Below are 21402 nucleotides of genomic sequence, written 5' to 3'. Positions count from 1 at the left end.
ACCTCCGTCGGCACGGTACTCGTGATGACCCGCGACAACCGCAGCCGTGAGGTCGCAACCAACCTGGCCTCGCAGGCGATCGACGCCGTCCGGTCCGAGGACGACATCTTTGATCTTGCAAACACGACCACCACAACACCGGTAGGCGGCGCAACCTACACGGTGACTCAGAAGGTGAGTTGGCTCACGGACACGGGCGTTGACTCCCTGTGCACATCACCAGCGACCAAGGGCAATGGTGCACTGCTCTACAAGCACGTGAACGTGACAGTGACATGGTCTGCCCAGAAATCCACGACGCAGGCCGTTCGCGCCGACACGATCATCGCCCCCTCGAGCAAGATCAATGACCCCGCGACAGGGACGATCCTGATCGCAGTGACGGGGGCTACAGGCCTCGGAACTCCCAATGTGACTGCATCGGTCGATAAAGACACCACCGTGGCTGGCAACACGGCTGTGACGCCCAAAGCTGAAGCCCAGCCCAAAGTCACCAACACCGACGGCTGCGCGGTCGCCGTCAAGGTCGTGCCAGGCACCTACGCCGTCACCCTTGGCACGGCCGCCGGAAAAAATGACGTCGATCCTGATCAAGATCCCACACCTACGAAACCGGTGACCGTCGCTGCGGGCGATTCGACTGGTGTCTCGTTCAGTTACGACGCTGGCGACGACTTCTCCATGACCTATGCGAACTTCGCATCCAACTACACCGGCAACGCCCTCGTGCCGACTGACTTGAAAACGACTGTTCTTAGCACTGGACGTCAATACACGGCTTCTACTCCGGCCCTTGATCAGTTTCTCTATCCGAGCGCGTCCGGCTACACCTTCTTGGCGGGCGCTTTTGTTCCGGCCGGAGGCACGATGGCGAGTTGCCTGTCTCCCGACCCAGAGTCGTGGCCCAAGACAACGACCAACAAGAAGGGCAAGCGTCCCACTCCTGTGTCGGCCGATGTGACCTCGAAACGAGCTGCCGCGCAGGTGCCCATGGGAGTTGCGACGATCAACGTGAAAGCTGGTGACACTGTGATTCAGGCGACCACCACAACGGCTGCCGGTGGGGACCCGGGCTGCGCGGCAGGCATGACCTACAACTTCACCCGCGTCGCCGGCGCCACGACAGCGACCATCGCGCTCCCCTACGGCACCTGGTCGATCAAGAGCGGATCCTCATCGACTTCCCTCTCGACCGTATCAATCGGATCGCTCATCGGGAGCATTCTCGGCGTCCTGAGCCCGGGTGCATCGACGTCGAGCGTTGTCACGCTCGATCCGCGGGTCAACTAATGAGCATCCGCGCACGCCTCCGAGGTGGCCATCGCGACGATCAAGGACTGTCCCTTGCGGAGCTCCTCGTAACCATCATGATTTTCGGAATCGTCCTGACGGTCGTTACGGGCACATTCGTCTCGCTGACGCGCACCACGTCACTCGCTAACCGGACCGATTCCAACGTTCGAACCGCCTCCAACGGGATGAACGAGGTGACTCGCCAAATTCGTAGCGCGGTAATTGTGCCGGTGCCGGGTGTCACGACGAATGCCCCCGCCTTCATTGAGGCCTCGACAGAGGGCGTCACTTTCACAACGGCGGTCAACCAGACCGGCTCGACGAATCAACCACAACTCGTCCGGTTCTCTCTTGCGGCCGACCGCAGTCTCGTGGAGAACAAAACGGCCTCTGTTCCGATTCAGTCGACGTACTGGGCGTTCACCGGGGCCGTGACGACTCGGACTTTGACTGGTCCGGTATCTAACGCGTCCGCCAAGGTGCCCGTTCTGTTTCAGTACGCCGACTCTAGTGGCGCTCTCATCGCGCCCGGTGCCACCGGAAAGCTGGCGGCTACCCAGCTCGCGCAGATCGCTTCGGTCACTGTGACCCTCTCAGTCAAGAGCACCTCGGCCTATGACAACGGAGTAACCCTGGTCAACACCGTTGGTCTCCCCAACATCACCGCGACAGGACCTGTCTCATGAAGCGAATGCGTCGGATCCTCACGCTTGACCGGTCCGCCGACGAAAAGGGTATGGCCCTAGCCATAGCTTTGATCTTCGGCATGGTGATCATGCTGATGGCGGCCTCGGCGCTGACCGTCGCTACCGGGGGGCTCCGCAAGGCCGATGGAGACCAAGACTGGAATGGCGCACTGGCAGCAGCCTATGCGGGCATTGAGGAGTACCAGTCTCGTCTGTCGAATGACAACACCTACCAGAACTACGGCAACAAAGATGCCCCGTTTAGTCGTACAAGCTCCTTGACACTGCCTACCGGGTCGCAGACCAACCCCGCCTTCGGCATAGGCGCGGGCACGTGGGCGACCGTCGCAGGAAGCGGAGGGACAGCGACCTTCCGGTACGAGGTAGACAGCTCGAAATATCTCGAGAGTGGAACCCTCCGCATTCGTTCCACCGGCCGCGTGGGTGCCTCGACGCGTTCCGTCGTCGCCGATCTGCGTCAGGAGGGATTCATCAACTACCTCTATTTCACGAATTATGAATTCCAGGATCCACAGCAGACGGGCAAGCCGACCTCAGGTGCGTCGAGTTGCTTGAAGTACGCCTACCAGGGGAGGCCGTCGGGATGCGGCGACATTGCTTTTGCAGGCGGGGACAAGGTTGCGGGACCGGCTCACTCGAATGACACCATGCGCGTGTGCGATGCCACCTTCACGAAGAAGGTCACGACGGCAGATCCAGGAACATCAGGTCTGCGCTACTTGCCCAGAGATTCTCTCGGCAACGTCTGCACCGGGCAAAACTTTCCCGTGCCGACCGTTCAGCCTGACAAACAATCAAGCATCGATATCCCCAGTTCGCTCTCCGCCTCAAAGCGCGAGACGCAGAACGACATAGCCTCCGATGTTCCTGAACCCGGGTGCCTCTACACCGGCCCGACCGACATCACTTTCAACAGTGGCGGCACGATGACTGTCAAGTCGCCGTACACCGTCATGACTCGCACGAACGCAGACGGAACGAAGGGAACCCAGCTTTCCGATTGCGGCATACCTGGAACGAGTGTTGGTCAGCTCGGCAGCTCCGCCGGTGCCACCTTCCCGGTTCCTGCCAACAACCTCATCTACGTGCAGAACATCCCAACTGCCTCCGGCAACGTCAACACAGCCAGCGCTACAGGGGACCTCACCGCGACGAGCTGCTCGAATAACCACGTCGGGTACCCGCTGACGAACGAAGCCGTGCCCACTGATACGGGCGGCTATCGGACAAACAGCTCCCCGTGTGCATATGGCGCTCGAAACGGCGACGCGTTCGTGAAGGGTAAGTTCCATGGGCAGCTCACGGTTGCTGCCGATAACTACATGTACGTCACGGGTGATGTCACTTATGTCGACCCCAGTGCCGACGTGCTGGGTCTCGTCTCCGCGAACACGTCGTTCGTCTACAACCCCGTAAAGGTCTCCGGTAACGCGTACGTTTCGATGCTCGGGGGAACTGGTCGTGAGATCGACGCCGCGATCTTGTCGAGTTCGCACTCATTCACGGTGCAGAACTTCGACCGGGGCGGAGACCGTGGAACACTCACAGTGTCAGGATCGATCGCCCAGTATTTTCGTGGAATCGTGCGGAGCGGGACTAACGGTTACAAAAAGGCTTACGGCTACGACGGCCGGCTCCGGTATGTGGCGCCGCCGAAGTTCGTCAGCCCGGTTACAACCAGTTACGGCGTCACCACCCTGTCCGAGGTCAAATCGGCTTACAACGCGGACGGCTCTAGCAAATGATCGCCGCTTCGCTGCCCTGGGCTCTCGCCCTGACCGTCTTGGGCGGTGGTTTCGGCCTGCTCATCGGCTCGTTCCTCAATGTCGTCGTCCACCGCGTGCCGGACGGCCTCTCGATCGTGTCGCCGCCCAGTGCCTGCCCCGGCTGCCAGACCGAGATCAAGGCCTACGACAACGTGCCCGTGCTGTCGTGGCTGGCCCTTCGAGGCAAATGCCGGACGTGCAGGGAACCCATTTCGAAGCGCTATCCGCTTGTTGAGATCACGACCGCGGTCTTCTTCGTCGTCGCCGCCATTCGCTTTCTTCCGGGCGCGCTCCTCACCGAGGCTCCCGCGCAAATGGTCGCGCATCTGCTGACCCTGGTCGCGTTCCTCTACCTGGCCTCGATCAGCATCGCACTCGGGCTCATCGACGTCGACGTGCACCGGCTCCCCGATGCCATCGTGCTGCCCGCCTACGCCGTCGGCGCAACACTGCTTGGTGCGGCATCCGCTGTGACCGGTGACTGGGCGGCCCTCGGTCGCGCTGCGGCCGGGCTCGCCATTCTCGGCCTCTTCTACTTCATCGTCTGGTTCGTCTACCCGGCGGGCATGGGCTTCGGCGACGTCAAACTTGCGGGAGCTCTCGGACTCTTTCTCGGATGGTTGGGATGGGGCCCACTCGCAGTGGGCGCCTTCTCCGCCTTCCTCCTCGGTGGACTCATCTCCATCGCGTTGATCGCCCTCAAGCGAATCGGGAGGAAGGGCGGGATCCCCTTCGGTCCCTGGATGCTTGCGGGTGCGTGGATCGGCATCTTCGTCGGCCCGGCCGTCTGGCACGGCTACCTCACCCTCCTCGGCCTGGTGTGACCATGCGCGAGAACACATCGTTCCAGGAAGCGAGTTCCCCCGAATGAGCAGAAATATCGTCGGTGTCGACATCGGCACCAGCAGCCTCCGGGCGGTCGAGATCGCTGGTGCGACGTCGGCCAAGCCCACCATCGTCCGATACGGCGAGGTGCCGCTTTCCGAAGGCACTGTCAGTCGCGGAGAGGTGCTCGAACCCCACGCAGTCGCGGCCGCGCTCAAGACCCTCTGGGCGGAGGCCGGCTTTAAAAGCAAGCAGGTCGTTCTGGGCATGGGCAATCAACGCGTCCTCGCCCGCGACCTCACGGTCGCCAAGGCATCGAAGGCGCGGATCAAGGAGTCTTTGCCTTTCCAAGTCCAAGACATGTTGCCGGTTCCCGTCGCTGACGCGCTCCTCGACTTCTATCCGGTTTCCGAGGGGATCGGCGAACACGGCCCGGTGATCAACGGTCTCCTGATCGCCGCAGTTAAAGACGCAGTTCTCGGCAACGTGCGCGCCTCGAAGCTCGCAGGACTCACGACCGTGGGCGTCGACCTGATCCCGTTCGCCGTGTCGCGGCTGCTTGTGAATCGCACCCAAGTCAATGGAACTGTCGCTCTCATCGAGATCGGTGCCACGACAACGTCGGTCGTCCTCGTGTCGGACGGTGTACCACAATTCGTTCGAATCATCCCGTCCGGGGGAGACGACATCACCGCCGACCTCGCTTCACGACTCGAGATTCCGCGTGCACTCGCAGAAGGGGCGAAGCGAACTCTCGGACTCATCTCCAGTTCGGCCACGAAAGAAGACAAAACGGCGTCGGCCGTCATCTTCGAGACGGTGAACGAGCTGCTTGGAAGCCTCCGCAACACCGTCAGCTACTACGCGAACACCCGCCCGGCGGAAACGGTCAGCCACATCGTTCTGACCGGTGGCGGCGCGCAGCTCCCCGGGCTTCCTGAGGCGCTCCAGGAGGTCACTCGCATGCCCGTCGTAGCCGCGGATCCGTTGAAGAGCTTCGCCCTCGGGCGCTCCGTCTCCGAGAACAATCTCAGGGCTATGGCACCCATCTACACTGTCGCCCTCGGACTGGCATTGGGGAGCGCAGCATGAAGTTCTACCTGACCAAGAAGGCTCAGCTCGAGGCCCAGGGTCGGTTACAAGCCGCGAAGCCGCCGCTAGCAAAGCGTGCGGTCGAGGAGGCGGCTCCACTGTCGCCTAGTGCAGGGATGGGAGTGCCGGGGTCCTCGCCCGGAGGTCCGACTGTTGCCGCCGCTGCTCCCCTCCAGACGAAGGGAATCGCCACCATCGGCGGCGTTCCACGAGTCGACCTCCTTCCTCTCGAGGTGCGGGCTGAGCGGCGCGGTGCTCAGAATGTCCGTCGTGCCTGGCTCGGCGTCATCGGCGTGGCCGTCGTCGCGGGTATCGCCACGGGTGCCGCGACTCTGACATCCATGCAGGCGAAAGACGAGCTGGCATCCACACAGGGTGAAACGTCCGCGCTCACCGCCCAACAGGCGAAGTACTCGAAGGTTCGCACTATCGAGAGCAAGACCACCTTGATTGATGCCGCCCGCGAGGTCGGCGGCTCGACTGACATTGACTGGAATTCGTACCTCACCAAGCTGCAGGCGACACTGCCGGCCGACACCACCATTCAGAGCGTCAGCGTCGATTCCGCCACACCCCTCACTCCCTACACGCAATCGACGGCGGCCCTGCAGGGCGCTCGAATCGGCACAGTCACTGTGACGGTCTCGAGCCCAACCCTCCCATCTGTGCCGAAGTTGCTGAACGGCCTCGTGAGCCTTCCCGGTTACGTCGACGCGACGCCGGGCACCGTTACCGCGGTTGATAGCGCTTATACGGCGAACATCGTGATTCACATCAATCAAGACGCCTTCTCAGGTCTCTATACCAAGAAGGGCAAATAACCATGGACCGTAATCGCCTCCTCATGATTGCCGCCGTGCTCGCCACGGTGGTCGTCGTAGCGCTCGGCTTCGTTGTCGGCGTCAACCCTCAACTGACGGCCGCGGCCGACGCTCGAGCCCAGAACTCGTCGGTCGCGCAGCAAAACGAGACGCTGCGAGCGGGCATCCTCACTCTCAAGTCCAAATTCAGCAAGATGGACAGCTTGACGACCCAGCTTGCGACTAGCCAGAAGTCGGTGCCGTCCGACGCCGACTCTCCCGCGTTCATCACTGAGATCAACGATCTCGCAAGTAAGACCGGCGTCGCGGTGACGACGCTGACTTTGAGTGACGCTCAGGCCTACGTGGCTCCTGTCGCCGCCGAGTCAACTACCAGCTCGGCTTCTGGGAGTGCGCTTCCCGTGGCTCCCGCCTCGGTCACGAATGCCGCCATTTCAGGAAAGAATTTCTCCGTCATCCCGGTGAGCATCACGGTGGGCGGCACCTACGCCCAGGCGCTCAGCTTCCTCGACGCCGTCCACACGGGTGACCGCCTCTTCCTCGTGACGGCATTCAGCGGCAGCGCCGATTCGAGCGCCGATGGCACGTCGGGCACTTGGACTGTTGCGGGATACATCTACGCCCTCGCCGACGCCGACTCCGTCCAAGAGACGCAGCAGTCCACCACCTCCACCGCGGCCGACGCGGCCTCAGCCAGCTCCTCCACCGACACCGCCGCCGGAAAGTAGGGGCACAAGCCGCCACGGGTCGGTCGGAGGTCCCGATCGACCGACCCGTGGCATTTCTCTGCCGCCGTTGCGCGTGAGTGTCCCCGATCTGCTGGTGGCGCAGCCCGAACATCAGCACATCGTGGACGATCACCGGCCCCGCCGACCAGACGACCCGCCCAACCCCCGCGTACCCTGACCTCATGTCCCGCGGCCTCCTCGCCTTCCTGGCCACGGTCACGCACCTGGCGCTCGCCGTCCTCACCGCCGGCCTGATCTTCTACGTCACCGGCCGCGACCTCATCGTCGAATCCGATGCGGGCACGACGCTCGGGCCGACCATGGTGCTCGCCTCGATGGCGACCGTCTTCTTCGTGCTGGCGCGGAGCTTCGGGGTCGCCGAGCGTGAGCCCGAAAGGCGACAGCCCAGGATCCTCGCTTCCGCACTGATCACACTGGCCACCAGCTACGTCGCCATGCTCGCCGTCGGGGCGGTGCTCTACTCGCTAAGGCGCAGCGAAGCGGTCTGGCTCGTGCTGTTCACCGGCCGGTATGCCCTGTCGACCTTCGTCATCGCGACCACCGTCTGGGCGGCGATCGTGGTCGCCGGAACCCTGCTCCTCGACCGTGCCGAACGCCATCGAGAGGGTCGCTGAGATACACGTCGAAACACCCTCTCTCGGGGTGTCGAAACGTCGCTGCGAGCGTGCCTACAATTGGTCGCTCGGCTCTCGTCCGGGCACCTTCCCCCGAGGCGCCAGAGATCTCCTGGCTGCTTCGTCGCGCTCGCACGACAAGGAGTATCTGAGCGTGTTTCTCTCCATCCTGGGCTGGGTCGGCGCTGCCGTCATCCTCAGCGGCTACGGCCTCTTCTCACTCGGACGACTGTCGAACGGGCCGGTGTATCAGCTCAGCAATCTGGTGGGAGCCCTGTTCATCTCCCTCAACGTCGCAGCCCACGGCGCCTGGCCTTCCGCGGTCGTGAACGGCGTGTGGGCGATCATCGCCGCCGTCGTCCTCACGCGCATGCTGCGTGTCCGTGCCGCAGCCCGTCGGGCCGCCGAAGCCGCCCGCCTCGAAGAGACAGAGCGCAGGATCCGCGCCGACGAACTCCAGCACGTCGCCGCCCCGACCCTCGCCGACTCCGTCCCCGTCGTCACCGCGGCTCTCGCCATCGTGGCGCTCGCCGCCGTTCAGCACGAGGTCGATGCTCGTGCGACCGAGGCCCGTCAGGCCGAGGCGCAGCACGGGTTCGCCGGCAGCGCAGCTGAGCCCGTTTGATCTTGCCCTGGCGACGGGATAGTCTTGCTCGGGTGTGCGCTTAGCGGCGCGCCCGTTTAACCGTCTCTTCGGAGTGGCGAACTTCTCGCCGAACCGATCGGGCCCCACCGTGTGTCATAGGTGCTGTGCACTCATAGTGCGCTGGTTGGGGGAGACGCGCGACGACCACTCTTCGTTATTTCGAAGTGTGACTGTCGTGCTCCAGAGATGAGGAAGCCGTCCGACCGGGCCGGCCAGAACACCGAGAAGTACCAAGTCAAGGAGAACCAGTGCCAACTATTCAGCAGCTGGTCCGAAAGGGACGCACGCCGAAGGTCGTCAAGACCAAGGCCCCCGCCCTGAAGGCCAACCCCCAGCAGCGTGGCGTGTGCACCCGTGTGTACACCACCACCCCCAAGAAGCCGAACTCCGCGCTCCGCAAGGTCGCCCGTGTGAAGCTCTCCAACGGCACCGAGGTGACCGCGTACATTCCCGGTGAAGGCCACAACCTTCAGGAGCACTCGATGGTGCTCGTTCGCGGCGGTCGTGTGAAAGACCTCCCCGGTGTCCGTTACAAGATCGTTCGTGGCGCCCTCGACACCCAGGCCGTCAAGAACCGCAAGCAGGCTCGCAGCCGCTACGGCGCGAAGATGGAGAAGAAGTAATGCCTCGTAAGGGTCCCGCTCCCAAGCGTCCCGTCGTCGCAGACCCCGTCTACGGCGCCCCCATCGTCAGCCAGCTCGTCAACAAGATCCTTCTTGATGGCAAGAAGGGCCTCGCCGAGCGCATCGTCTACGGCGCGCTCGCCGGTGTTTCCGCGAAGAACGGCCAGGATGCCGTCGCCACGCTGAAGAAGGCTCTCGACAACGTGCGTCCGACCCTCGAGGTCCGTTCGCGTCGCGTCGGTGGCTCCACCTACCAGGTGCCCGTCGAGGTCAAGCCTCACCGTGCCAACACCCTGGCTCTCCGCTGGCTCACCAGCTACGCCAAGGCCCGTCGCGAGAAGACGATGACCGAGCGTCTCATGAACGAGATCCTCGACGCGTCGAACGGTCTCGGCGCTGCTGTCAAGCGTCGCGAAGACACGCACAAGATGGCCGAGTCGAACAAGGCGTTCGCTCACTACCGCTGGTAAGACTTCACAGCTGGTAGTGCTGCACCGCTGGCACCACCTCTGCGGGTGGCGACTCAGTGCCGATCGGCACCGGGTCGCCGCCCCGCAGTAACCACACTCTCTAACCCCCCAATCGGAGGAACCCGTGGCACAGGACGTGCTCACCGACCTGAACAAGGTCCGCAACATCGGCATCATGGCGCACATCGATGCCGGCAAGACGACGACCACCGAGCGCATCCTGTTCTACACGGGCATCACCCACAAGATCGGCGAAGTCCACGACGGCGCTGCGACGATGGACTGGATGGCTCAGGAGCAGGAGCGTGGCATCACGATCACGTCGGCTGCTACGACGTGCTTCTGGAACAAGAACCAGATCAACATCATCGACACCCCGGGTCACGTCGACTTCACGGTCGAGGTGGAGCGTTCGCTCCGCGTCCTCGACGGTGCCGTCGCCGTCTTCGACGGCAAGGAGGGCGTCGAGCCCCAGTCCGAGACCGTCTGGCGTCAGGCCGACAAGTACGACGTGCCGCGCATCTGCTTCGTCAACAAGATGGACAAGCTCGGTGCCGACTTCTACTTCACGGTCGACACGATCATCAACCGCCTCGGCGCCAAGCCCCTGGTCATGCAGCTCCCGATCGGTGCGGAGTCCTCGTTCGAGGGCGTCGTCGACCTGGTCGAGATGCGCGCACTGACCTGGCGCGGCGACGCCAAGGGTGACGTCGAGATGGGCGCGAAGTACGAGATCGAGCCCATCCCGGAAGACCTCAAAGAGAAGGCTGACGAGTACCGCGCGAAGCTGCTCGAGACCGTCGCCGAGTCCGACGATGCTCTCCTCGAGAAGTACTTCGCCGGCGAAGAGCTGACGGTCGACGAGATCAAGGGTGCGGTCCGCAAGATGACCGTCAACTCCGAGCTCTACCCGATCTTCTGTGGTTCCGCGTTCAAGAACCGCGGAGTCCAGCCGATGCTCGATGCCGTCATCGACTACCTGCCTTCGCCGCTCGACGTGCCTCCCATGGAGGGCCACGACGTCCGCGACGCCGAGAAGATCATCATCCGCAAGCCCGAGTCGTCGGAGCCGTTCTCGGCTCTTGCCTTCAAAGTTGCGGTGCACCCCTTCTTCGGTCGCCTCACCTACGTCCGCGTCTACTCGGGTTCCATCGAGTCCGGCGCCCAGGTGATCAACTCGACGAAAGACAAGAAGGAGCGCATCGGCAAGATCTTCCAGATGCACTCCAACAAGGAGAACCCCGTCGATGGCGTGACCGCTGGTCACATCTATGCGGTCATCGGTCTCAAGTTCACGACCACGGGTGACACCCTGTGCGACCCGAGCGAGCAGATCGTCCTAGAGTCGATGACTTTCCCTGAGCCCGTCATCGAGGTTGCTATCGAGCCGAAGACGAAGCAAGACCAGGAGAAGCTCTCCATCGCCATCCAGAAGCTCGCCGAAGAAGACCCGACGTTCCGCGTCGAGCTCAACGCCGAGACTGGTCAGACGGTCATCAAGGGAATGGGCGAGCTTCACCTCGACATCCTGGTCGACCGCATGAAGCGCGAGTTCAACGTCGAGGCGAACGTGGGCAAGCCCCAGGTCGCCTACCGCGAGACGCTCAAAAAGGGCATCGAGCGCTACGACTACACCCACAAGAAGCAGACGGGTGGTTCGGGTCAGTTCGCTAAGGTCCAGATCGCTCTCGAGCCCTTCGAGGTCACGGCCGAGTCGACGTACGAATTCGTCAACAAGGTCACCGGTGGTCGCGTTCCCCGCGAGTACATCGGTTCGGTCGACGCCGGCATCCAGGACGCCATGCAGGTCGGTGTCCTCGCCGGTTACCCCACCGTAGGTGTTCGTGCGCTGCTCCTCGACGGTGCTGCTCACGATGTCGACTCGTCTGAAATGGCGTTCAAGATTGCCGGATCGATCGCGTACAAGGAGGCTGCACGCAAGTCCAGCCCCGTGCTGCTCGAGCCGATCATGGCCGTCGAGGTCCGTACGCCCGAGGAGTACATGGGCGACGTCATCGGCGACCTCAACTCTCGTCGCGGCCAGATCGCCTCGATGGAAGACGCCAGTGGTGTGAAGGTCGTTCGGGCCAGCGTTCCGCTGTCGGAGATGTTCGGTTACGTCGGTGACCTGCGGTCGAAGACCTCGGGTCGTGCCGTCTACTCGATGACGTTCGAGTCGTACGCGGAGGTCCCCCGGGCTGTCGCCGACGAGATCATCGCGAAGAACAAGGGCGAGTAGCCCACCCCAGGGTGGTGCGTTCTCCACAGAGCGCACCGCCCGAAATGCGGGGTCGAGCCTCGACCGCGTAGCATGTGAATACACCAAAGCGCAGTTCCCCGGAGACGGGCCTTCACGGGCCCGGCCGGGCAACTGCTCCCGAGTCCTGAGGAGGACCCACAGTGGCGAAGGCCAAGTTCGAGCGGACCAAGCCGCACGTAAACATCGGAACCATCGGTCACGTTGACCACGGCAAGACGACGCTCACCGCGGCGATCACCAAGGTTCTGCACGACAAGTACCCCGACCTCAACACGGCGTCCGCGTTCGACCAGATCGACAACGCGCCCGAAGAGAAGGCTCGTGGTATCACGATCAACATCTCGCACGTCGAGTACCAGACTGAGAAGCGTCACTACGCTCACGTCGACGCTCCCGGCCACGCCGACTACGTGAAGAACATGATCACCGGTGCGGCTCAGATGGACGGCGCGATCCTCGTGGTTGCCGCTACCGACGGCCCCATGCCCCAGACGCGTGAGCACGTGCTGCTTGCTCGCCAGGTCGGCGTGCCCTACATCGTCGTCGCGCTGAACAAGTCCGACATGGTCGATGACGAAGAGATCCTGGAGCTCGTCGAGCTCGAGGTTCGCGAGCTGCTCTCCAGCCAGGACTTCGATGGCGACAACGCCCCCGTCGTTCAGGTCTCGGCGCTTCAGGCGCTCGAGGGCGACGAGAAGTGGGCCAAGTCGGTTGCCGACCTCATGGAGGCCGTGGACGAGAACGTCCCCGACCCCATCCGTGCACTCGACCAGCCCTTCCTCATGCCCATCGAGGACGTCTTCACGATCACCGGTCGTGGCACCGTCGTCACCGGTCGTGTCGAGCGTGGTCAGCTCAACGTCAACGAGGAGATCGAGATCGTCGGTATCCGCCCGACGACCAAGACCACCGTCACCGGCATCGAGATGTTCCGCAAGCTGCTCGACCAGGCTGTGGCCGGCGACAACACCGGTCTTCTTCTTCGTGGCACCAAGCGCGAAGACGTCGAGCGCGGCCAGGTCATCGTCAAGCCCGGTTCGGTTACGCCGCACACCGGTTTCGACGCGAACGTCTACATCCTCTCGAAGGATGAGGGCGGCCGTCACAACCCGTTCTACGCGAACTACCGTCCCCAGTTCTACTTCCGCACCACCGACGTCACCGGCGTCATCACGCTGCCCGAGGGCACCGAGATGGTCATGCCCGGCGACACGACTGAGATCAGCGTTGAGCTGATCCAGCCGATCGCCATGGAGGAGGGCCTCCGCTTCGCTATCCGCGAGGGTGGCCGTACCGTCGGCGCCGGCACCGTCACGAAGATCAACAAGTAGTCCTTCCGACTTCTTCGAGATTCTCTGACGCGTCGTAGACACGCATCACCCTGAGCGGGTCGGGCCTTCGGGTCCGGCCCGCTTTGGCGTACCCGGACCATCGCCTGAGAGAAGAGTTGTCGGCCTAGACCCGCGCGTCAGGTCGGTGCAGGATTGTCGGCACGGGTCGGAGGTGCCGACCGGTTCAGGGAGGGACGCATATGGCTGGGTTCGACGACGTCACCAAGAAGGCGCAGGAGTTTCTGAAAGACAACAAGGTCACCGACGCGCTGAAGAGCGACAAGGCGGAGGGCATCAGCGACAGCATCCTGGATGCCGTGGCCAGTGCAGCCGACAAGGCCACAGGCGGTAAGCACCACGACAAGATCCAGCAAGCGCGCGACGCGGCCGACAAGAAGATCGGCAACGACGGCGCATAGCCGCCAAAGGCCTCCGACGATGTCCGTCGGAGGCCTTCGTCGTTCGCTCGGGTGTCGTGCTCCCGCAGCTGTTCTCCGGCGCGGGGGAGTTGACTCGTCGGCATGCCTCGACTGCGCCGAACCGACTCCTCCCGACCGGGTGTCACCCGGGTCAAGGCCGGCCGCGGGTTCACGTACCGTGACGATGCGGGCGTGACCGTCTCGGATCCTGAATTGCGTGCTCGGTTCGAATCCCTCGCCATTCCGCCCGCGTGGAAAGACGTGTGGATCGCGCCCTACCCCAACGGGCACATTCAGGCGACCGGTATCGACGGTGTCGGTCGGCGCCAGTACATCTACCACCCCACCTGGCGCGAGCAGAAAGACCGCATCAAGTTCGACCGGGCGCTCTCTCTCGCCGAGGCGCTTCCGACCGCGCGGCGGTTCGTCACACTCGACCTCCGGCGAGACGAGCCGGATCGCCTCCGGGCTCTGGCGGCGGCATTCCGCATGCTCGACACGGGCTCGCTGCGCGTCGGCTCAGAGCAGTACGCGACCGCCCACGGCAGCCACGGGCTGTCCACCCTGCTCTGCTCGCACGCGACTGTCAGCGGCGACAGCATCAGGCTGGCCTTTCCGGCGAAGAGTGGTCAGGAGTGGGAGAGCGAAATCGAGGATCCCGAGCTCGCCGCGATCATCCGCGGCCTCAAGTCTCGAGGTGGGCGTGCTCGGCTCCTCGCCTACCGGCCCGAGCAAGGCGCGGCGTGGAGGCCGCTGCACGCCGTCGACATCAACGCCTACGTGCACGAGCGGACGGGCGGGGAGTTCACGGCGAAAGACTTCCGCACGCTCCACGGAACGGCTGCGGCGGCCATCAGCCTGGCGAGATCCGGGCCGAAGGCTTCCGAGACCGGGCGCAAGCGCGCTGTGGCCCAGGCGATGCGCGATGCGTCGGCGGTGCTCGGCAATACGCCGTCGGTCGCCCGCGCCAGCTATGTCGACCCGCGTCTCGTCGACCTCTTCCGTCAGGGCGAGACGATCGATCCGGCCCGGGTGCATGCCGTGGAGTCGGAGGTTCGTTCGCTTCTGTACCGGTGATGCCCTCGGGTCGCGTAATCTTGAAGTTTGTGCGACTTTCGTGTTGCGCCCGAGAGGAACAACTGCTGTGACCGAATGCATCCACGGCCTCGATGCTGAGCTTTGCGACCTCTGCACGCCCCGCAAGCGAGAAGAGCCGGTGGTTGCGCCCGTCGCTCGGCCGACGGCTGCTCGACGTGCCCCCGTCGGCGGCTCGGCGATCCGGATGCCGGCAGTCGTCCGCGCTCCGGGTGCCAAGCGGGCCGCCCCCGCGGCGGCAGCTCTCCCCGACATCGACCTCGCCACGATGCGTGTCCACCACTGGACCCACCTGTCGAACCTTGCCGACATCTTCTCCGACGGTCGCCTTCGAGCCGACGCGGTCCCCGAGCTTGACGTCGCGTCGCCCGAGGCGCGCGAGCGGCGTGCCGCTGCGGCTCTCCCGACCGGTTCCACTGTCGCCGGTCACGTGCCGTTCGCCCTCTCGCCCGACGCGGCCACCTGGAACGAGGTGCGCAGCGGCGCCGAAGGATCCCGGTGGTCACCTGCAGCACGAGCCACCCGCCCCACCGACTTCGTCGTGCTCGTGGCACCCGTAGCTGCCCTCCCCGACGACTTCGTGCTCGCCGACGGCGACCCTACCGGGCCGCTCGCGCGTTTCGGGGTCGGGCAGGCCGAGGCGGCTACGCTCGCGCGTCGCGCCTCGATCGCTGATCCCGACCTGCTCGAGGTCGAGATCCTGGTGCCAGACTCCTTCGATCTCTCCTTGGTCACCCTCATCGGAGTGCCGAACGATCGCACGCGTGACGAGGTCAAGAGCCTGCTCCGCGATGTGGAGGGGCGGGCGCCGCGAGTCGCCGTCTACCCGCCGTGGTTCCGCCCCTCCGAGGCGGAATAGCTCGACTCGAGCTGAGTCGCAACAATTCCGACACGCCCGGGTTGCAGCAAATGCCGGGCTGTGGCAAGCTTGTCTGGTTCAACACTTCGGCCGCTGCGTGCGGTTCGAATCACTGCCAGGCAGTGCACAGTCGTATCGACTGGGCCGCGGGTAGCAGGACACCTCTTCAATCGAAACCCGAGAGATGACCTCCCCACGGTGGCCATCACGCTGAATCGGCTACGAAATCAGCGGAGCGGTTACGAGCGCAGGCCTTCGGCATGCGGTCGAAGACGGATTGACACATCAACAGTGGTGCGACGGTCGTGTGTGCAGGCAACTGCGGCATCCGGAGTGACCCGAGTCTGAACAAGACCCAGCCCGAGTGGGAGTTCGCGAAAGCGATACGACTGCGAAGGCGCGTCAGGCGGCCCCGTGAAGGTGCGCGACGTTTATATCGAGAGAGAGTCACACATGGCGGGACAAAAGATCCGCATCCGGCTGAAGTCGTACGACCACGAGGTCATCGACACGTCAGCCCGCAAGATCGTCGACACGGTGACCCGTGCCGGCGCGACCGTGGTCGGCCCCGTGCCGCTTCCCACGGAGAAGAACGTGATCGCAGTCATCCGTTCGCCCCACAAGTACAAAGACTCGCGCGAGCACTTCGAGAAGCGCACGCACAAGCGTCTCATCGACATCATCGACCCGACGCCGAAGGCCGTCGACTCGCTCATGCGTCTCGACCTCCCCGCCGACGTCAACATCGAGATCAAGCTGTAGGGGGCGACGAACTAATGGCTATCACCACCAAGAACGTCAAGGGTCTCCTCGGCAAGAAGCTCGGCATGACCCAGGTCTGGGACGCCGACAACAAGCTGATCCCCGTCACCGTCGTCGAGATCTCTCCGAACGTCGTGACTCAGATCCGCACCGAAGAGGTCGACGGCTACGTAGCCGTCCAGATCGCTGCCGGAGCAATCGACCCGCGCAAGGCCAACAAGCCCCGCACCGGTCACTTCGACAAGGCGGGCGTCACGCCTCGCCGCACCCTCACCGAGGTTCGCACCGCCGACGCCGCCGAGTACGCACTCGGCCAGGAGCTCGCGGTCGATTCCTTCGAGGCCGGCCAGAAGGTCGACGTCGTCGGCACTTCCAAGGGCAAGGGCTTCGCCGGTGTCATGAAGCGTCACAACTTCAAGGGTGTCTCGGCATCCCACGGTTCGCACCGTAACCACCGCAAGCCCGGTTCGATCGGTGCTTCGTCGACCCCCAGCCGTGTCTTCAAGGGCATGCGCATGGCCGGTCGCATGGGTGGGGAGCGCGTCACCGTCCTCAACCTCACGGTTCACGCCGTCGACGTCGAGAAGGGTCTGCTGCTCGTCAAGGGCGCCGTCCCCGGCGCTCGTGGCCGCACCGTCTTCGTCCGCACCGCCGTGAAGGGGAACTAGCGCATGGCTATCACCACTGCTTCCACCGCCGTCGATGTCCTCGACGCCAAGGGCGCCAAGTCCGGCTCCGTCGACCTCCCCGCTGAGATCTTCGACGTCGTCGCAAACGTCCCGCTGATCCACCAGGTCGTCGTCGCGCAGCTCGCTGCCGCACGCCAGGGCACGCACAAGGTCAAAGGCCGCGGCGAGGTCTCCGGTGCCGGCCGCAAGCCGTTCAAGCAGAAGGGAACGGGTCGCGCTCGCCAGGGCTCCATCCGCGCTCCTCAGATGACCGGCGGTGGCATCGTCCACGGCCCGACGCCCCGCAACTACTCGCAGCGCACCCCCAAGAAGATGATCGCCGCAGCTCTGCTCGGTGCTCTCTCCGACCGCGCTCGCGGCGCCCGCGTCCACGTCGTCGAGTCCTTCGTGGCCGACGTCGTCTCGACCAAGACCGCTCTCGAGCTGCTTGCGAGCATCTCCACGAGCAAGCACGTCCTGGTCGTCATCGAGCGCGATGACCTGCTGACGCAGAAGAGCGTCCGCAACGTCGACGAGGTCCACGTCATCTCGTGGGACCAGCTCAACGCCTACGACGTCCTCGTCTCCGACGACATCGTCTTCACCAAGAGCGCTTTCGAGGCCTTCGTGGCCAAGAAGACCAACAAGGAGGCCACCGCATGAGCGGCATCCACAAAGACCCCCGCGACGTCGTGATCTCGCCGGTCGTCTCCGAGAAGTCGTACTCCCTGATTGATCAGGGCAAGTACACCTTCCTGGTCGACCCGCGCTCGAACAAGACCGAGATCAAGCTCGCCATCGAGAAGATCTTCGACGTCAAGGTCGACAGCATCAACACGCTGAACCGTCCGGGTAAGACGCGTCGTACCAAGTTCGGGATCGGCAAGCGCAAGAGCACCAAGCGCGCCATCGTGACACTCAAGTCGGGCTCCATCGACATCTTCACGGCTGTCGGCTAGGGCGCGGAGGGATAAATAATGGCTATTCGCAAATACAAGCCCACGACTCCGGGTCGCCGCGGTTCATCCGTCGCCGACTTCGCTGAGATCACGCGCTCGACTCCTGAGAAGTCGCTGCTTCGTCCCCTGTCGAAGACCGGTGGTCGTAACAACGCCGGCCGCATCACGACCCGTCACATCGGTGGTGGCCACAAGCGCCAGTACCGCGTCATCGACTTCCGTCGCAACGACAAAGACGGCGTGAACGCCAAGGTCGCTCACATCGAGTACGACCCCAACCGCACGGCGCGCATCGCGCTGCTCCACTTCGTGGACGGCACCAAGCGCTACATCATCGCTCCGAACAAGCTGTCGCAGGGCGACATCGTCGAGTCGGGCGCTGGCGCGGACATCAAGCCGGGTAACAACCTTCCGCTGAAGAACATCCCGGTCGGTACCGTCATCCACGCGATCGAGCTCAAGCCCGGTGGCGGTGCCAAGATGGCCCGCTCCGCCGGTGCCTCGGTTCGTCTCGTCGCCAAAGACGGCCCCTACGCGCAGCTGCGTCTCCCCTCGGGCGAGGTCCGCAACGTCGACGCGCGCTGCCGCGCCACGATCGGCGAGGTCGGCAACGCCGAGCAGTCGAACATCAACTGGGGAAAGGCCGGCCGTATGCGCTGGAAGGGCGTTCGCCCGACCGTGCGTGGTGTCGCCATGAACCCCGTCGACCACCCGCACGGTGGTGGTGAGGGCAAGACCTCCGGTGGACGCCACCCGGTCTCGCCGTGGGGCCAGAAAGAGGGCCGCACTCGTCACCCCAAGCTCGAGAGCGACAAGCTCATCGTCCGCCGCCGCAACGCTGGCAACAAGCGCAAGTAGGAGTTGTAGAAGATGCCACGCAGTCTGAAGAAGGGCCCCTTCGTCGACGACCACCTGCTCCGCAAGGTTGTTGTTCAGAACGAAGCCAACACGAAGAACGTGATCCGTACCTGGTCGCGTCGCTCGATGATCATCCCGAACATGCTCGGCCACACCATCGCCGTGCATGACGGACGCAAGCACATCCCCGTTTTCGTGACCGAATCCATGATCGGCCACAAGCTCGGCGAGTTCGCGCCCACCCGCACCTTCCGCGGCCACGTGAAGGACGACAAGAAGGGTCGTCGTCGCTAACGCGGCGGCGAGAAGGAGGAGAGAAATGGTGGAGTCGATCGCACGCGTGCGTCACATCCGCGTCACCCCCATGAAGGCCCGTCGCGTTGTCAACCTGATCCGCGGCAAGCAGGCCCTCGAGGCCCTGGCCATTCTGAAGTTCGCGCCGCAGGGCGCATCGGAGCCGGTCTACAAGCTCGTCGCGTCGGCCATGGCCAACGCCCGAGTGAAGGCCGACGCTCAGAACAGCTACCTCAACGACGAAGACCTCTACATCTCGAGTGCCTACGTCGACGAGGGAGCAACCCTCAAGCGGTTCCAGCCTCGTGCTCAGGGCCGTGCGTTCCAGATCCTGAAGCGCACCAGCCACATCACGGTCGTCCTCGCGACGCCCGAAGAGGCCGAAGCGGCCACGACGTCGAAGAAGGCGAGCAAGTAATGGGCCAGAAAGTAAACCCGTACGGCTTCCGTCTCGGAATCACCACCGACCACGTGTCGCGTTGGTTCTCCGACAGCACGAAGGCCGGCCAGCGCTACAGCGACTACGTCGCTGAAGACATCAAGATCCGCAACCTGCTCAAGACCTCCCTCGACCGCGCTGGCGTGGCCAAGATCGAGATCGAGCGCACCCGCGACCGCGTTCGCGTCGACATTCACACGGCCCGCCCGGGCATTGTGATCGGTCGCCGTGGCGCCGAGGCCGAGCGCATCCGCGCCGACCTCGAGAAGCTCACGGGCAAGCAGATCCAGCTGAACATCCTCGAGGTCAAGAACCCCGAGGCCGAAGCTCAGCTCGTCGCCCAGGGCATCGCCGAGCAGCTCAGCGCTCGCGTGGCTTTCCGCCGCGCAATGCGCAAGGGTCTGCAGGGTGCTCAGCGCGCCGGCGCCAAGGGTGTTCGCATCCAGGTCTCGGGCCGTCTCGGCGGCGCCGAGATGAGCCGTTCGGAGTTCTACCGCGAGGGCCGCGTGCCCCTGCACACGCTCCGCGCCAACATCGACTACGGCTTCTACGAAGCCAAGACCACGTTCGGTCGCATCGGTGTCAAGGTCTGGATCTACAAGGGCGACATCACCAACAAAGAGCTCGCGCGTGAGCAGGCGAACCAGAAGTCGTCGCGCCCCGAGCGTCGTAACGACCGTGGTGGCGACCGCGACCGTGGATCCCGTGGTGGCAACACCCGTGCTCCGCAGACGCAGGACGCCCCGGTCACCGCAGGAGCTGAGGCATAACCATGTTGATTCCCCGTCGTGTCAAGCACCGCAAGCAGCACCACCCCGGCCGTAGTGGCCAGGCGACCGGTGGCACTCGCGTGAGCTTCGGTGAGTACGGCATCCAGGCTCTCACGCCTGCCTACGTCACCAACCGTCAGATCGAGTCCGCTCGTATCGCCATGACCCGTCACATCAAGCGTGGTGGAAAGGTGTGGATCAACATCTACCCCGACCGCCCGCTGACCAAGAAGCCGGCCGAAACCCGCATGGGTTCCGGTAAGGGTTCGCCCGAGTGGTGGGTCGCCAACGTCAAGCCGGGTCGCGTGCTCTTCGAGCTCAGCGGCGTCAGCGAGGAAGTCGCCAAAGAGGCGCTCACTCGTGCAATTCACAAGCTGCCCCTGAAGGCACGCATCATCAAGCGCGAGGAGGGCGACGCATAATGGCGATCGGATCCAAGGAGCTCGCTCCGACCGAGCTCGACACATTCGAAGACGAGCGTCTTGTCGACGAGCTCAAGAAGGCCAAGGAAGAGCTGTTCAACCTGCGCTTCCAGTCGGCTACCGGCCAGCTCGAGAACCACGGCCGCGTTCGTGCCGTCAAGCGCGACATCGCTCGTATCTACACGGTGCTCCGTGAGCGCGAGCTCGGCATTCGTGCCACCCCCGCCCCGGCCGCGGCTGCCCCCAAGGCTGCTGCCAAGAAGTCGACGAAGAAGGCCGCTGCAAAGACGGCCGACGAGACCGTCGAGGCCGCTGAGACCGAGGAGACCAAGTAATGGCTACCGAGAAGAAGGCTGCTGCGGCCTCGACAGACACTGTCGAGTCGGACACCCTCGTCCGCGGCTACCGCAAGACGCGTCGTGGCTACGTCACGAGCGACAAGATGGAGAAGACCATCGTCGTCGAGGTCGAAGACCGCGTGAAGCACCCCCTGTACGGCAAGGTCATCCGCCGTACCTCCAAGGTCAAGGTTCACGACGAGGCCAACTCGGCCGGCGTCGGTGACCTGGTCGTCATCAGCGAGACCCGTCCGCTCAGCGCCTCCAAGCGCTGGCGCCTGGTCGAGATCCTCGAGAAGGCGAAGTAGGCCTCGGCCTGCTC

Annotated in this window: 27 protein-coding genes; all 27 read left to right on the top strand. The window is 64.0% G+C overall.

All coding sequences use genetic code 11. The annotated features are described in order from the left end of the window. Positions 1–24: 24 nt before the first annotated feature. The gene (locus EDF39_RS00600) at positions 25–1290 is read left to right on the top strand and encodes a hypothetical protein (protein WP_233572918.1); all 1266 of its coding nucleotides are present in this window, start codon (positions 25–27) and stop codon (positions 1288–1290) included. Beyond that, positions 1290–1979: a prepilin-type N-terminal cleavage/methylation domain-containing protein gene (locus tag EDF39_RS00595; protein ID WP_123939609.1), complete on the top strand. Its 690-nt coding sequence runs from the start codon at positions 1290–1292 to the stop codon at positions 1977–1979. Before EDF39_RS00600 ends, EDF39_RS00595 begins: the two co-directional genes overlap by 1 nt. Beyond that, the gene (locus EDF39_RS00590) at positions 1976–3745 is read left to right on the top strand and encodes a pilus assembly PilX N-terminal domain-containing protein (RefSeq protein ID WP_233572917.1); all 1770 of its coding nucleotides are present in this window, start codon (positions 1976–1978) and stop codon (positions 3743–3745) included. Before EDF39_RS00595 ends, EDF39_RS00590 begins: the two co-directional genes overlap by 4 nt. Then, a complete protein-coding gene (locus EDF39_RS00585; RefSeq protein WP_123939607.1) occupies positions 3742–4590 on the top strand; it encodes an A24 family peptidase in 849 nt (282 codons plus the stop codon). Before EDF39_RS00590 ends, EDF39_RS00585 begins: the two co-directional genes overlap by 4 nt. Before the next feature lie 43 nt (positions 4591–4633). After that, positions 4634–5683: a type IV pilus assembly protein PilM gene (gene pilM, locus EDF39_RS00580; protein WP_123939605.1), complete on the top strand. Its 1050-nt coding sequence runs from the start codon at positions 4634–4636 to the stop codon at positions 5681–5683. Beyond that, positions 5680–6504, top strand: a complete 825-nt coding sequence (locus tag EDF39_RS00575) for a hypothetical protein (RefSeq protein ID WP_123939603.1) — start codon at positions 5680–5682, stop codon at positions 6502–6504. The genes pilM and EDF39_RS00575 overlap by 4 nt, the downstream gene beginning before the upstream one ends. A 2-nt stretch (positions 6505–6506) precedes the next feature. Further along, positions 6507–7232 (top strand): hypothetical protein, encoded by a 726-nt coding sequence (locus EDF39_RS00570; RefSeq protein WP_123939601.1) that lies wholly within the window; start codon positions 6507–6509, stop codon positions 7230–7232. A gap of 182 nt (positions 7233–7414) precedes the next feature. Continuing rightward, a complete protein-coding gene (locus tag EDF39_RS00565) occupies positions 7415–7867 on the top strand; it encodes a DUF6121 family protein (protein ID WP_123939599.1) in 453 nt (150 codons plus the stop codon). A gap of 154 nt (positions 7868–8021) precedes the next feature. Further along, complete coding sequence (locus EDF39_RS00560; RefSeq protein WP_123939597.1) at positions 8022–8492, top strand: hypothetical protein; 471 nt, start codon at positions 8022–8024, stop codon at positions 8490–8492. 269 nt (positions 8493–8761) lie between these two features. Next, positions 8762–9136 carry a 30S ribosomal protein S12 gene (rpsL, locus tag EDF39_RS00555; protein WP_055964941.1) on the top strand — a complete coding sequence of 125 codons (375 nt, stop codon included), beginning with the start codon at positions 8762–8764 and terminating at the stop codon, positions 9134–9136. Then, positions 9136–9606 carry a 30S ribosomal protein S7 gene (gene rpsG / locus EDF39_RS00550; protein WP_055964944.1) on the top strand — a complete coding sequence of 157 codons (471 nt, stop codon included), beginning with the start codon at positions 9136–9138 and terminating at the stop codon, positions 9604–9606. Before rpsL ends, rpsG begins: the two co-directional genes overlap by 1 nt. Before the next feature lie 124 nt (positions 9607–9730). Beyond that, positions 9731–11845 (top strand): elongation factor G, encoded by a 2115-nt coding sequence (gene fusA, locus EDF39_RS00545; RefSeq protein WP_055964947.1) that lies wholly within the window; start codon positions 9731–9733, stop codon positions 11843–11845. A gap of 161 nt (positions 11846–12006) precedes the next feature. Continuing rightward, complete coding sequence (gene tuf / locus EDF39_RS00540) at positions 12007–13197, top strand: elongation factor Tu (RefSeq protein WP_055964949.1); 1191 nt, start codon at positions 12007–12009, stop codon at positions 13195–13197. Positions 13198–13397: 200 nt separating this feature from the next. Further along, entirely contained in the window at positions 13398–13616 is a 219-nt protein-coding gene (locus EDF39_RS00535; protein ID WP_123939595.1) for an Rv0909 family putative TA system antitoxin, read from the top strand. A gap of 102 nt (positions 13617–13718) precedes the next feature. Beyond that, on the top strand, positions 13719–14693 hold the full coding sequence (locus EDF39_RS00530; protein ID WP_123939593.1) for a DNA topoisomerase IB: 975 nt from the start codon (positions 13719–13721) through the stop codon (positions 14691–14693). A 67-nt stretch (positions 14694–14760) separates the two neighbouring features. After that, positions 14761–15570, top strand: coding sequence for a DarT ssDNA thymidine ADP-ribosyltransferase family protein (locus EDF39_RS00525; protein ID WP_158613101.1), 810 nt, complete (start codon positions 14761–14763; stop codon positions 15568–15570). A 453-nt stretch (positions 15571–16023) separates the two neighbouring features. Then, a complete protein-coding gene (rpsJ, locus tag EDF39_RS00520) occupies positions 16024–16332 on the top strand; it encodes a 30S ribosomal protein S10 (RefSeq protein ID WP_055964962.1) in 309 nt (102 codons plus the stop codon). A 14-nt stretch (positions 16333–16346) separates the two neighbouring features. Continuing rightward, positions 16347–17000 (top strand): 50S ribosomal protein L3, encoded by a 654-nt coding sequence (gene rplC, locus EDF39_RS00515; RefSeq protein ID WP_055964965.1) that lies wholly within the window; start codon positions 16347–16349, stop codon positions 16998–17000. 3 nt (positions 17001–17003) lie between these two features. Continuing rightward, positions 17004–17663, top strand: coding sequence for a 50S ribosomal protein L4 (rplD, locus tag EDF39_RS00510; RefSeq protein ID WP_055964969.1), 660 nt, complete (start codon positions 17004–17006; stop codon positions 17661–17663). Further along, positions 17660–17959: a 50S ribosomal protein L23 gene (gene rplW / locus EDF39_RS00505; protein ID WP_055964972.1), complete on the top strand. Its 300-nt coding sequence runs from the start codon at positions 17660–17662 to the stop codon at positions 17957–17959. The genes rplD and rplW overlap by 4 nt, the downstream gene beginning before the upstream one ends. Positions 17960–17977: 18 nt before the next feature. Then, a complete protein-coding gene (rplB, locus tag EDF39_RS00500) occupies positions 17978–18817 on the top strand; it encodes a 50S ribosomal protein L2 (protein ID WP_055964975.1) in 840 nt (279 codons plus the stop codon). A gap of 12 nt (positions 18818–18829) precedes the next feature. After that, positions 18830–19111, top strand: a complete 282-nt coding sequence (rpsS, locus tag EDF39_RS00495; protein ID WP_055964978.1) for a 30S ribosomal protein S19 — start codon at positions 18830–18832, stop codon at positions 19109–19111. 25 nt (positions 19112–19136) lie between these two features. Further along, positions 19137–19529, top strand: a complete 393-nt coding sequence (gene rplV / locus EDF39_RS00490; protein WP_055964981.1) for a 50S ribosomal protein L22 — start codon at positions 19137–19139, stop codon at positions 19527–19529. Then, complete coding sequence (rpsC, locus tag EDF39_RS00485; protein WP_055964984.1) at positions 19529–20320, top strand: 30S ribosomal protein S3; 792 nt, start codon at positions 19529–19531, stop codon at positions 20318–20320. The genes rplV and rpsC overlap by 1 nt, the downstream gene beginning before the upstream one ends. A 2-nt stretch (positions 20321–20322) precedes the next feature. Next, positions 20323–20742, top strand: coding sequence for a 50S ribosomal protein L16 (gene rplP / locus EDF39_RS00480; protein ID WP_055964987.1), 420 nt, complete (start codon positions 20323–20325; stop codon positions 20740–20742). Next, complete coding sequence (gene rpmC / locus EDF39_RS17820) at positions 20742–21077, top strand: 50S ribosomal protein L29 (protein ID WP_123939589.1); 336 nt, start codon at positions 20742–20744, stop codon at positions 21075–21077. Before rplP ends, rpmC begins: the two co-directional genes overlap by 1 nt. After that, positions 21077–21388 carry a 30S ribosomal protein S17 gene (gene rpsQ, locus EDF39_RS00470; protein ID WP_055964993.1) on the top strand — a complete coding sequence of 104 codons (312 nt, stop codon included), beginning with the start codon at positions 21077–21079 and terminating at the stop codon, positions 21386–21388. Before rpmC ends, rpsQ begins: the two co-directional genes overlap by 1 nt. Positions 21389–21402 lie beyond the last annotated feature (14 nt).

The organism is Frondihabitans sp. PhB161, from assembly GCF_003814635.1.
Classification (GTDB): Bacteria; Actinomycetota; Actinomycetes; order Actinomycetales; family Microbacteriaceae; genus Frondihabitans.
The sequence above is the reverse complement of the archived record's forward strand: the minus strand, read 5'-3'. Positions and strand labels throughout refer to the sequence as shown.

Coding starts and splice junctions, on each gene's coding strand:
- EDF39_RS00600 (WP_233572918.1), top strand. CDS start 25: ATGACCCGCGACAACCGCAGCCGTGAGGTCGCAACCAACCTGGCCTCG.
- EDF39_RS00595 (WP_123939609.1), top strand. CDS start 1,290: ATGAGCATCCGCGCACGCCTCCGAGGTGGCCATCGCGACGATCAAGGA.
- EDF39_RS00590 (WP_233572917.1), top strand. CDS start 1,976: ATGAAGCGAATGCGTCGGATCCTCACGCTTGACCGGTCCGCCGACGAA.
- EDF39_RS00585 (WP_123939607.1), top strand. CDS start 3,742: ATGATCGCCGCTTCGCTGCCCTGGGCTCTCGCCCTGACCGTCTTGGGC.
- pilM (WP_123939605.1), top strand. CDS start 4,634: ATGAGCAGAAATATCGTCGGTGTCGACATCGGCACCAGCAGCCTCCGG.
- EDF39_RS00575 (WP_123939603.1), top strand. CDS start 5,680: ATGAAGTTCTACCTGACCAAGAAGGCTCAGCTCGAGGCCCAGGGTCGG.
- EDF39_RS00570 (WP_123939601.1), top strand. CDS start 6,507: ATGGACCGTAATCGCCTCCTCATGATTGCCGCCGTGCTCGCCACGGTG.
- EDF39_RS00565 (WP_123939599.1), top strand. CDS start 7,415: ATGTCCCGCGGCCTCCTCGCCTTCCTGGCCACGGTCACGCACCTGGCG.
- rpsG (WP_055964944.1), top strand. CDS start 9,136: ATGCCTCGTAAGGGTCCCGCTCCCAAGCGTCCCGTCGTCGCAGACCCC.
- EDF39_RS00535 (WP_123939595.1), top strand. CDS start 13,398: ATGGCTGGGTTCGACGACGTCACCAAGAAGGCGCAGGAGTTTCTGAAA.
- EDF39_RS00530 (WP_123939593.1), top strand. CDS start 13,719: ATGCCTCGACTGCGCCGAACCGACTCCTCCCGACCGGGTGTCACCCGG.
- rpsJ (WP_055964962.1), top strand. CDS start 16,024: ATGGCGGGACAAAAGATCCGCATCCGGCTGAAGTCGTACGACCACGAG.
- rplC (WP_055964965.1), top strand. CDS start 16,347: ATGGCTATCACCACCAAGAACGTCAAGGGTCTCCTCGGCAAGAAGCTC.
- rplD (WP_055964969.1), top strand. CDS start 17,004: ATGGCTATCACCACTGCTTCCACCGCCGTCGATGTCCTCGACGCCAAG.
- rplW (WP_055964972.1), top strand. CDS start 17,660: ATGAGCGGCATCCACAAAGACCCCCGCGACGTCGTGATCTCGCCGGTC.
- rplB (WP_055964975.1), top strand. CDS start 17,978: ATGGCTATTCGCAAATACAAGCCCACGACTCCGGGTCGCCGCGGTTCA.
- rpsS (WP_055964978.1), top strand. CDS start 18,830: ATGCCACGCAGTCTGAAGAAGGGCCCCTTCGTCGACGACCACCTGCTC.
- rplV (WP_055964981.1), top strand. CDS start 19,137: ATGGTGGAGTCGATCGCACGCGTGCGTCACATCCGCGTCACCCCCATG.
- rpsC (WP_055964984.1), top strand. CDS start 19,529: ATGGGCCAGAAAGTAAACCCGTACGGCTTCCGTCTCGGAATCACCACC.
- rplP (WP_055964987.1), top strand. CDS start 20,323: ATGTTGATTCCCCGTCGTGTCAAGCACCGCAAGCAGCACCACCCCGGC.
- rpmC (WP_123939589.1), top strand. CDS start 20,742: ATGGCGATCGGATCCAAGGAGCTCGCTCCGACCGAGCTCGACACATTC.
- rpsQ (WP_055964993.1), top strand. CDS start 21,077: ATGGCTACCGAGAAGAAGGCTGCTGCGGCCTCGACAGACACTGTCGAG.